At 62.5% G+C, this 10,338-nt stretch carries 12 protein-coding genes; 10 read left to right on the top strand and 2 right to left on the bottom strand.

What is annotated here, in order from left to right; all coding sequences use genetic code 11:
- From ABYW26_RS05240 to ABYW26_RS05230, 3 genes are all read left to right on the top strand, one after another.
- The coding region (locus ABYW26_RS05240; protein WP_372603736.1) for a cytochrome b/b6 domain-containing protein at window positions 1-317 on the top strand (317 nt) is incomplete at its 5' end.
- Complete coding sequence (locus tag ABYW26_RS05235) at window positions 314-859, top strand: helix-turn-helix transcriptional regulator (protein ID WP_372603735.1); 546 nt, start codon at window positions 314-316, stop codon at window positions 857-859. The genes ABYW26_RS05240 and ABYW26_RS05235, both read left to right, overlap by 4 nt.
- Before the next feature lie 104 nt (window positions 860-963).
- Window positions 964-1,557 (top strand): lytic transglycosylase domain-containing protein, encoded by a 594-nt coding sequence (locus tag ABYW26_RS05230; protein ID WP_372603734.1) that lies wholly within the window; start codon window positions 964-966, stop codon window positions 1,555-1,557.
- 12 nt (window positions 1,558-1,569) lie between these two features.
- Here ABYW26_RS05230 and ABYW26_RS05225 read toward each other — a convergent pair whose 3' ends face one another.
- Both ABYW26_RS05225 and miaA read right to left on the bottom strand, forming a co-directional pair.
- Window positions 1,570-2,358, bottom strand: a complete 789-nt coding sequence (locus ABYW26_RS05225) for an AraC family transcriptional regulator (protein WP_372603733.1) — start codon at window positions 2,356-2,358, stop codon at window positions 1,570-1,572.
- A 102-nt stretch (window positions 2,359-2,460) separates the two neighbouring features.
- Window positions 2,461-3,336: a tRNA (adenosine(37)-N6)-dimethylallyltransferase MiaA gene (miaA, locus tag ABYW26_RS05220; protein ID WP_372603737.1), complete on the bottom strand. Its 876-nt coding sequence runs from the start codon at window positions 3,334-3,336 to the stop codon at window positions 2,461-2,463.
- Between the two features lie 87 nt (window positions 3,337-3,423).
- Here miaA and pyrH point away from each other — a divergent pair, with 87 nt between their 5' ends.
- From pyrH to ABYW26_RS05185, 7 genes are all read left to right on the top strand, one after another.
- Entirely contained in the window at window positions 3,424-4,161 is a 738-nt protein-coding gene (gene pyrH, locus ABYW26_RS05215; protein WP_372603732.1) for a UMP kinase, read from the top strand.
- Window positions 4,162-4,217: 56 nt separating this feature from the next.
- Window positions 4,218-4,784 (top strand): ribosome recycling factor, encoded by a 567-nt coding sequence (gene frr / locus ABYW26_RS05210; protein ID WP_372603731.1) that lies wholly within the window; start codon window positions 4,218-4,220, stop codon window positions 4,782-4,784.
- Window positions 4,785-4,827: 43 nt separating this feature from the next.
- The gene (uppS, locus tag ABYW26_RS05205; RefSeq protein ID WP_372603730.1) at window positions 4,828-5,553 is read left to right on the top strand and encodes a polyprenyl diphosphate synthase; all 726 of its coding nucleotides are present in this window, start codon (window positions 4,828-4,830) and stop codon (window positions 5,551-5,553) included.
- Window positions 5,553-6,341, top strand: coding sequence for a phosphatidate cytidylyltransferase (locus ABYW26_RS05200; protein ID WP_372603729.1), 789 nt, complete (start codon window positions 5,553-5,555; stop codon window positions 6,339-6,341). The genes uppS and ABYW26_RS05200 overlap by 1 nt, the downstream gene beginning before the upstream one ends.
- A 5-nt stretch (window positions 6,342-6,346) precedes the next feature.
- On the top strand, window positions 6,347-7,525 hold the full coding sequence (gene dxr, locus ABYW26_RS05195) for a 1-deoxy-D-xylulose-5-phosphate reductoisomerase (RefSeq protein ID WP_372603728.1): 1,179 nt from the start codon (window positions 6,347-6,349) through the stop codon (window positions 7,523-7,525).
- An 11-nt stretch (window positions 7,526-7,536) separates the two neighbouring features.
- A complete protein-coding gene (gene rseP, locus ABYW26_RS05190) occupies window positions 7,537-8,874 on the top strand; it encodes an RIP metalloprotease RseP (protein WP_372603727.1) in 1,338 nt (445 codons plus the stop codon).
- Between the two features lie 440 nt (window positions 8,875-9,314).
- The coding region (locus tag ABYW26_RS05185) for a POTRA domain-containing protein (RefSeq protein ID WP_372603726.1) at window positions 9,315-10,338 on the top strand (1,024 nt) is incomplete at its 3' end.

Genomic DNA, 10,338 nt, shown 5'->3' with positions numbered 1-10,338 from the left:
TGGGGCAGGTGGCGGATATGGCCACCGGCCGCGAGGGCGTGCATCTGGGGCATACGCCCCTGGGGGCGCTGATGATCTATAACCTGCTGGCGACCGTGGCGGCGATCGGGGTCACCGGCTGGATGATGACCACGCGGATGTTCTGGGGCTCGGACATGTTCGAGGAACTGCACGAGGGTCTTGTGGTCTGGCTGACGATCTCGGTCGCGGTCCATGTCGCAGCGGTGATCTTTGAAAGCCGCCGCACTGGAGTGAACCTTCCCCGCGCGATGGTCTCCGGCTATAAGGACATTCCGAATGACAGGACAGTCCAGTGACATCACGGCCAACGCCCCCACAACCTCCGATCCCGCGCCAGGGCTATGTTCTGGCGGCGGTGATCTTCGTGCAGGCGCTGTGCGCGGCGATTTTTCTGCATGACATCATCAAGGACTATCAGGAGCTGAACGGCAAAGTGTTTGGCGATTTTCACCAGATGGTCGAGATGATCGGTGCTTTCGCGCTCAGCATCGGGGTTGTGGTGCAAAGTCAGGTGCTGGCGCAACTGATGCGCCGCCATGCCCGGGCCGAGCGCGGTCTGTCCATCGCTTCGGGCGCGCTGCATGACCTGATGGAAAGCTATTTCCGCAACTGGGGCCTGACCGCCGCCGAGGCCGATGTCGCGGCCTTTACCATGAAAGGCTTTGCCATCCCCGAAATCGCCGAATTGCGCGGCACCCGCGAAGGCACGGTGAAAACCCAGTTGAACGCGATCTATCGCAAGGCGGGCGTGACCGGGCGCGGGCCGCTGATCAGCCTGCTGCTGGAAGACCTGATGTCGCAATCGCTGATCGGCGACAACAACGGCCAGAGCAGGTGAAATCCTGCCGATTCTGTGGCGCAGCGCCGCAGATCCGACTGAGGACTGGCGATTTTCCGAAAAATTAGTATAGTGCGCCTGCTTAGAAACGAGTGGGGCAGGGTATGACCCGATTGGGCCGTCCAGTAGTGGTTTGTTGTATCGTCGCGCTTGCAGCCGGGTCGGCTGCGGCTGAAACCTTGGCCGCCGGGAAATCTCGGGCGGCGCTGTTTCGCTCGCAGACCAAGGTTCTGGATACCCGCGCCGCGACGCAATATGCCAATTCGGTGCGGTTGCAACCGGCGCCGGTGATCACCCCGTCCGACTATGGCACGATGCCTTATTACGGCCGGTTCGACAGCCCGTATTTCCAACCCGCCCGCGCCGCCGCCCGCCGCTATGGTGTGCCCGAGGATCTGTTCCTGCGGCTGGTTCAGCAGGAAAGCGGCTGGAACCCCACGGCCAAAAGCCACAAGGGCGCGATCGGTCTGGCGCAGTTGATGCCGGAGACCGCGCGGGTGCTGGGCGTCAATCCGCATGACCCGCAGCAAAACCTTGAAGGCGGCGCCCGTTATCTGCGCGAACAATATGACGCGTTCGGAAGCTGGCGTCTGGCGCTGGCGGCGTATAACGCCGGGCCGAAAGCGGTGGAAAAGCACGGCGGCGTGCCGCCCTATAAAGAGACCCGCAATTACGTCAAAGCGATCTGGGGCAGCTAAGCCCGCGCCGGTCTAGACGACCGATTTCCGAAATCCCAACGGCGTCGCGCCGGTATGGCCTTGGAACGCGCGGGTGAAATAGGCCGGCGAATTAAAGCCCAACCCCTTGGCGATCTGCTTCACCGGCAGGCCGGTATCGGCCAGCAGCCGCCGCGCCTCGGCGATCTTGCGGTCGGCCAGAAATTGCGACGCGGTCTTGCCGCAAGTCTGTTTGCACACCCGCGTCAGATGGGTCGAGGTGACGCCCAGTTGCCCGGCATAGTCCGACACCGAGGCCGGGCTGTGAAAATCGCGCTCGACCAGTTCGGCATAGCGGCGCACCAGACGGCGGGCGGCGGTGGTCGGGGCCAGAGAATCCTCGTGCTCCATGCGCTGGCGTTCCAGCCAGACCGCCAAAAGCCCGGCGTGATTCTGCATCGCGGTCTGTCGGGCAGGGCGATCAGATTCGGCCTCGCGCAGAAGATTGTCCAGAACGATCGACAATTCGTTCTGATCCTGCGCCTCGCGGATCCGCAGATGGCAGGGGGTCGACGGCAGGTTCAGCCCCAGATCGGCGGGCAGGAAAACCGCCATGCCGAACACACCTGCGGCGGCTTCGAAACTATGGGTGGTATGGGCCGGAATGAACACCGCATTATGCGCCCCAAAGCCGCGAGTGACACCGCCAACCGTCAGGCGGCCCTGACCGCGCGTGACCCAGATCAGTTGATCGACGCTATAGCTGCGCATCGCTTCGACCCGCCATTTTCCGCCTTTGAAAAGCGTGGGCAGCGGGATGATACGCAGGTCTGTTCCGGGCATGGCAGGGGTCTTTTCCAAGGCTGATTTGGGTCAACCCTAGGGGGCGATTCGGGCCGAATCAAACAAAATATTCAGCAAAAACCGAGTTTTGCCCAAGCGTGTCTAATCGCAATCAATTGGCTGCCAATCACGCATCCGGGCGCGGAACCATGTGCGCTGGCGTTTGGCGTATTGGCGGCTGGCGATCTTGGCGGCGGCAATCGCGGCCTCAAGCGGCATTTCGCCGCGCAGATGCGCGATCAGCTCTGGGGCGCCGATGGCCTTGGAGGACAGAAGCGCCGGGTTCCACAGCGGCAGCATGGCGCGGGCCTCATCCAGCGCGCCGGCTTCGATCATCAGATCGAAGCGCCGGTCGATCCGCGCCGCCAGCCAATCGCGATCGGCGTTCAGCACCAGCGGTTGCGCCTTGGCCAGCGGCACCAGCGGCGGCGGCGTGTCGTCCTGCCAATCGGCCAGCCCGCGACCGGTGGCGCGCAGCACCTCCCACGCGCGCTGCACCCGCATCGGGTTCAGCGGATCGACCCGCGCACGGGTGGCGGGGTCGAGTTCGGCCAGCAGCGTCTGAAAGCCCTCAGTGTCGCGGCGGCGGTCGGCCTCGGCCCGGATGTCCGGGGGCGTGGCGGGAATCTCGGCCAGACCTTCGGTCAGCGCGGTGAAATAAAGCCCGGTGCCACCGACAATGATCGGCCGGTCCGGCCCGCCCAACAGCGGCGCAACGTCGCGCAGCCAATGGCCGACCGAATACTCGGCATCATAGGCGACATGGCCATAAAGCAGGTGCTGTGCCGCCGCCTCGTCCAGCGCCGTGGGCCGCGCGGTCAGGATGCGCCAGCCGTCAAATACCTGTAACGCATCGGCATTCACGATCACCCCGCCCTGACGCCGGGCGATCTCAAGCGCCAGCGCCGACTTGCCCGAGGCCGTCGGCCCCGCGATCAGAACCGGCCGGTCCGGGTCGATATGTGGCAAATCAGTCAGGGGAAACCTCGTGTTATGCGTTGAACCTTTTGCGCTTTTCCGACATTTTGCTGCAAACGCCAAGACAACACCCAAGGAATATCCACTATGAGCGACGGAAACACTGCCGAGCCGACGCCAGCCTATAGCCGTGTCATGCTGAAAATCTCGGGCGAGGCCCTGATGGGGCCGCAGGGGTTCGGCCTGCATCCGCCCACCGTTCAGCGCATCGCGCAAGAGGTGAAAACCGTGCATGAGATGGGGGTCGAGATCTGCATGGTCATCGGCGGCGGCAACATCTTCCGCGGCCTGCAGGGCAGCGCGCAGGGGATGGAGCGCACCACCGCCGACTACATGGGGATGCTGGCAACGGTGATGAACGCGCTGGCGGTCCAGTCGGCGCTGGAAGGCATCAGCGTGCATACCCGCGTCATCAGCGCCATTCGCATGGACGAGGTGGCCGAGCCCTATATCCGCCGCCGCGCCGTGCGCCATCTTGAGAAAAAACGCGTCTGCATCTTTGCCGCCGGCACCGGCAACCCTTATTTCACCACCGATACCGCCGCGACCCTGCGCGCCAATGAAATGGCCTGCGAGGCGATCTTCAAGGGCACCAAGGTCGATGGTGTCTATGACAAGGACCCGGTGAAATTCGACGATGCCGTCCGCTATGACGACATCACCTATGACGATGTGCTGCAAAAACATCTGGGGGTCATGGATGCCTCGGCGATCGCGCTGGCCCGCGATAACAATCTGCCGATCATCGTGTTCTCGCTGGACGAGCCCGGCGGCTTCCGTGGTATTCTGGCCGGGGAAGGCACCTATACAATCGTGCACGGATAAGGCTATAGCATCGGCAACAGGGCCAAATGCCGCCAAGACAATAAAAGGGTAAGGGCATGTCTGAAGAAGACCTTTCGATTGATCTGGACGATCTGAACCGCCGCATGGACGGCGCCCTTGCGGCGCTGCGCACGGAATTCGCATCGCTGCGCACCGGCCGGGCCTCGGCCTCGATGGTCGAGCCGGTGATGGTGGACGCCTATGGGTCGCTGACCCCGATCAACCAGGTCGGCACCGTCAACGTGCCCGAGCCGCGCATGGTCACGATCAACGTCTGGGACAAGTCGCTGGTCAACAAGGTGGAAAAGGCGATCATGGAATCGGGTCTGGGCATCAACCCTCAGACCAACGGCACCATCATCATGCTGCCGATCCCCGAACTGAACGAAGAACGCCGCCGCGAGCTGACCAAGGTCGCCGCGCAATATGCCGAACACGCCCGTGTCGCCATCCGCAATGTGCGCCGCGATGGCATGGACCAGCTGAAGAAAGCCAAGGCCGCCGGCATGAGCGAGGACGACAACAAGATCTGGTCCGACGAAGTGCAGGAATTGACCAATGCCGCGATTGCGCGTGTCGACAAGGCGCTGGAACACAAGCAGCAGGAAATCATGCAGGTCTGATGCCCGTATGACGGCCGCGCAGCACACAGACAGGGGGCCGCGCTTGGCGGAATCTAACGGTTCAGACGGCGGACCCGACCACGTCGCCATCATCATGGATGGCAACGGGCGTTGGGCGCAAAATCGCGGTCAGCCACGGCTGTTCGGCCATCGTGCCGGCGCCGCCCGGGTTCGCGAGATCGTCGCGGCCTGTCCGGATCTGGGCATTCGCTATCTGACGATCTTTGCTTTCTCGACCGAGAACTGGAAGCGCACGCAAGCCGAAGTCACCGGCCTGATGACGCTGTTCCGGCGCTATATCACCAAAGAGGCGCAGGCTTTGCTTGCCCAGGGCGTGCGCGTGCGGTTCATCGGTGACCGCGACCGGCTTGAGCCGAAGCTGGTGGCGCTGATGAACGAACTTGAGGAACTGACCGCGGGCAATGATCTGGTTCACCTGACCGTGGCGATCAATTACGGCGGCCGCGATGAGGTGGCCCGCGCCACCAAACGCCTTGCCCGCGAGGTCGCCGCCGGGCGGCTGGACCCCGAGGATGTCGATGCTGAAACGCTGGCGCGGTTCCTTGATACCTGCGTGCTGCCCGATCCCGATCTGGTGATCCGCACCAGCGGCGAAGCGCGGATCAGCAACTTTCTGCTGTGGCAATCCGCCTATGCCGAATATGAATTCACCCCGATCCTGTGGCCCGATTTCACCAAGGAAAACTTTGCCGAGATCGTCGGCCGCTATGCCGGACGCGAACGGCGCTATGGCGGGGTGCAATCCTGATGGCCTCGGCGCGCTGGGAGGATCTGAAGACTCGGCTGACCTCGGGGCTGTTGATGGCCGTGGCTGGTGTGGCGCTGATCTGGGCCGGTGGCCCGTGGTTTGCGGCGCTGGCAGCGTTGGTCAGCGGGCTGATGCTGTGGGAATTGTCGCGGATGACCAATCCCGACGCCCGCGCGGCCGCGGTGCAACTGGCGCTGTTGGGCGGCGCGGCGGTGTTGCTGGCGCGGGCCTTGCCCGGAGTTTACGTGCTGCCGCTGCTGGTGGCCCCGGCGCTGGTCGGCGTGTCGCTGTTGAAACAGAACCGGATGATTTTCGCCGCCTATGCAGTGGTGATCCTGCTGGCCGGATATGGATTGTCGATGTTCCGCGACAATTACGGCATGGTTTGGCTGATCTGGCTGGTGCTGGTGGTGATCGCCACTGATATTTTCGGCTATTTCGCCGGGCGGATGATCGGCGGCCCGAAATTCTGGCCCGCGATCAGCCCCAAGAAAACATGGTCCGGCACCATCGCGGGCTGGATCGCGGCGGCGCTGGTGGGTGTGGCGTTCCTGCAATTCACCAATGCCGGGCTGACGCTGCCGGTGATCTCGGCGGCGCTGTCGCTGGCCAGCCAGATGGGTGATATTGCCGAAAGCGCGGTCAAGCGGCGGATGGGTGTCAAGGACAGCTCGGCGCTGATCCCCGGCCATGGCGGTTTGTTCGACCGGTTCGACGGGCTGCTGGGGGCGGCGCTGGTCATGCTGATCGTGTCGCAATTCGTCGTCATCCCCGAAGTGAGGTTCTGACCCTCATGCGGCGCATCACGATTTTCGGCTCAACCGGCTCGATCGGCGAAAACACCATTGATCTGATCGACCGGGCAGGGGGGGCTGAGACCTATGACATCGTCGCCCTGACCGGCGGCCGCAATGTGGCGCGGCTGGCGGAACAGGCCAAACGTCTGCGCGCCGATCTGGCGGTGACGGCATTCGACGATTGTTATGCCGACCTGCGCGACGCGCTAGCGGGCACCGGGATCGAGGTCGCGGCGGGCGAGTCGGCGGTTGAACAGGCCGCGACCCGGCCTGCGGACTGGATTATGTCCGCCATCGTTGGGGCGGCGGGCCTGAAACCGGGGCTGCGGGCGCTGGAACATGGCACGACATTGGCGCTGGCCAACAAGGAAAGCCTTGTCACCGCCGGGCCGCTGCTGATGCAGACCGCGCGCGCCCATGGCGCGACGATCCTGCCGGTGGACAGCGAGCATTCGGCGATTTTTCAGGGGCTGGTGGGCGAAGACATCGCGGCGGTCGAACGGATCATCATCACCGCCTCGGGCGGGGCGTTCCGCGATTGGCCGGTTCAGGATCTGGCCTCGGCCACGCCGGCGCAGGCGGCGACGCATCCGAATTGGGACATGGGCCAGCGGATCACGATCGACAGCGCGTCGATGTTTAACAAGGCGCTGGAAGTCATTGAGGTCAAAGAATTCTTCGGCGTTCGACCCGATCAGATCGAGGTTCTGGTTCACCCGGAATCCTTGGTTCATGCGCTGGTCGGGTTCCGCGACGGGGCGCTGATGGCGCATCTGGGCGCCGCCGATATGCGCCACGCCATCGGCTATGCGCTGAACTGGCCCGAACGCGCCGAACTGCCGGTGGCGCGGCTGGATCTGGCCGGGATCGGTCAGCTGAATTTCCGCGCCCCCGACCCGGCGCGCTATCCGGCGCTGCGGCTGGCCTATGAGGTCATGGCGATGGGCGGATTGGCCGGGGCGGTGTTCAACGCCGCCAAGGAACGCGCGCTGGACGCCTTTATCGCGGGCGAGGCCGGGTTTCTGGAAATGGCCGGGATCGTCGAACATGTTCTGGACCGGGTTTCGGGCCAATCGGGCCTTATTGACGCCCCGATTTCACTTGAGAATGTATTGCAACTGGACCAGACCGCGCGTCACTATGCGGCTGAAGGTCTGAAGAGAAACGAGCAGTAAAGGTTTATTGCGTGGACATTTTAGGTCAGATTCCGTCCTTCGGGAACATCATCTATACGCTTGCCGCGTTTGTGCTGGCGCTCAGCATCATCGTGACCATTCACGAATACGGTCATTATATCGTCGGACGCCTGTCGGGCATTCATGCCGAAGTGTTCTCGTTGGGTTTTGGCCCGGTTCTGCTGTCGCGCCGCGATAAGTGGGGCACGCAATGGCAATTGGCGGCGCTGCCGTTCGGGGGCTATGTGAAATTCCTTGGCGATGCCGGGGTGGCCAGCGACAAGGCCAGCGATGTGCTGGCTGACATGGACGCCGCGACCCTGCGCCACACGATGCATGGCGCGCCGCTTTGGGCGCGGGCGGCGACGGTGGCGGCGGGTCCGATCTTTAACTTTGCCCTGTCGATTTTTGTGTTTTCCGCCGTGATCCTGATTGATGGCGAGGCGGTCGAGCCGCCGACCATTGCCACCATGCAACCGCTGCCGGTCAGTGCCGGCAGTCTGCTGCCCGGTGACCAATTGCTGGCGCTGGATGGCCGCGCGACCCCGGATTACACCGCGTTTTACGAGGCGCTGACCGATCTGCCAGTGACCGCGCCGCTGCCTTATACGGTGATCCGCGACGGGTCCGAACAATCGGTGCCGGGGCCGTATCCGTTCCCGCCGCTGGTGCGGGCGCTTCAGCCGGGCTCGGCTGCGATGGATGCCGGGCTTGAGAAGGGCGATGTCATTCTGGCCGTCGATGGTCAGGCCATCGCCGCCTTTAACCAGTTGCAAGAGATCGTCACCAGCTCGGATGGCGCCGAAATGACGCTGACGATCTGGCGCGAGGGCCGCCAGTTCGACGTGACGCTGGCGCCGCGCCGGGTCGATCTGCCGACCGAGGATGGCGGCTTTGAAACCCGCTGGCTGATCGGCATGACGGGCGGGCTGTTCTTTACCCCGCAGACCCGCACGCCGGGCATCGGCACCGCCTTGGGCTATGGCATGGATCAGACCGTGTTCATCGTCAAATCCAGCATTTCCGGCCTGTATCATATGGTGACCGGGGCGATCAGCTCGTGCAATCTGCGCGGCCCGCTGGGCATTGCCCAGACCTCGGGCGCGGCGGCCAGCCAGGGGGTGTCCAGCTTTATCTGGTTCATCGCGGTTCTGTCGACCGCTGTGGGCCTGCTGAACCTGTTCCCGATTCCGGTTCTGGATGGCGGGCATCTGGTGTTTCACGTCTATGAGGCGGTTACAGGCCGGCCTCCCAGTGACAAGGTGTTGAAATTCCTGATGACTTTGGGGTTAACCTTTCTGTTGGGCATGATGGTGTTCGCCCTTACCAACGACTTGTTTTGCCCCTAAGCTTTCGCGTTCTCGCCGCATTGCCGCCTTATTTGCCCATTAATTTTCGGACACGACAGTCAAATGATTGCCATCCGAGGAGGGCAAAGCCATGCATACGATCGCTACCGGATATCGCGGCCTTTCGGTTCTTGTGAACCTGAACTGGGATCGCCTTTTCTATTTCGCTGCAATCTTTGCTGCGCTGACTGGCGGTGCGTTCATTGGGTCGCTTCTCTGACCAGTGAATAAGCTGAATTTCGCTAAACACGCCGCCCACCGGGCGGCGTGTTTCGTTTTTGCCCCATGGCTTTTGACAAGCCCCCCTCGACCCGTTAGTCAGGGGACAAATAATGGTGTCTGCACGGGATAAACCGATGACCATCACAAGCGGCGGTGAGACCGCGACCTTCCGGGGTCGCGCAATTGGCTTGCGGCAATTTTTTGTTGCATTTTTTACCATGATTACAATGGTTTGTGCGGCGGCGTTAACGCCAGCCCAGGCGCAGACCTATAATTTCAACTCCTTCGATATCGAGGGAAATCAGCGTGTCGATGACGCGACGATCCTCAGTTACGCAGGAATCGCTGCGGGCAAAGAGGTGACTCAGGCCGGTCTGAACACTGCTTATCAGAACATCGTCAACAGCGGTTTGTTCGAACAGGTCGATCTGGAGCCGCGCGGACGGACGCTTTTGATCACGGTGGTCGAATATCCGACGATCAACGTCATCAGTTTTGAAGGCAACAAACGTCTGGATGACGAGGATCTGGAAAAGCTGATCCAATCCCAGTCGCGCCATGTCTACAGCCCCCGCACCGCCGAGGCCGATGCCGCCGCCATCGTTACCGCCTATGATCAGCTTGGCCGTCTTGCCGCGACGGTGAACCCGCGCATCATTCGCCGCAGCGACAACCGCGTCGAGATGGTGTTCGAGATTACCGACGGCAAGATCGTCGAGATCAGCCGCATTTCCTTTGTCGGAAACCGCATCTATTCCGACCGTCGTCTGCGCCGGGTGCTGGGCACCAAGCAGGCAGGCCTGCTGCGCGCGATCGTGCGATCGGACACTTATATCGCCGACCGGATCGAGTTCGACAAACAGGTGCTGCGTGATTTCTACATGTCGCGCGGTTACATCGACATGCAGGTTCTGTCGGTCGCGTCCGAGCTGACCCGGAACCGCGATGGTTTCGTGCTGAACTTCAACATCCGCGAAGGCCAGCAATTCCGCCTTGGCGCCGTATCGGTGTCGTCGGACCTGCCGACTGTCGATATCCCGATCTTTGAAAAAGTCGTGCGCCTGAAACCGGGCGTGGTCTATTCGCCCAGCATCATCGAGTCTGCGATCGGCCGTCTGGAAGGCATTGCGCTGAGTCAAGGTCTGGACTTTATCAACATCGAGCCGCGCGTTACCCGGAACGAGCGTGACCTGACGCTGGACGTCGAATTCGTCGTCTCGAAAGGCCCGCGGATCTTTGTTG

It is taken from the genome of Actibacterium sp. (genome assembly GCF_041584535.1).
In the GTDB taxonomy this organism is placed as follows: domain Bacteria; phylum Pseudomonadota; class Alphaproteobacteria; order Rhodobacterales; family Rhodobacteraceae; genus Actibacterium_D.
The sequence above is the reverse complement of the archived record's forward strand: the minus strand, read 5'-3'. Positions and strand labels throughout refer to the sequence as shown.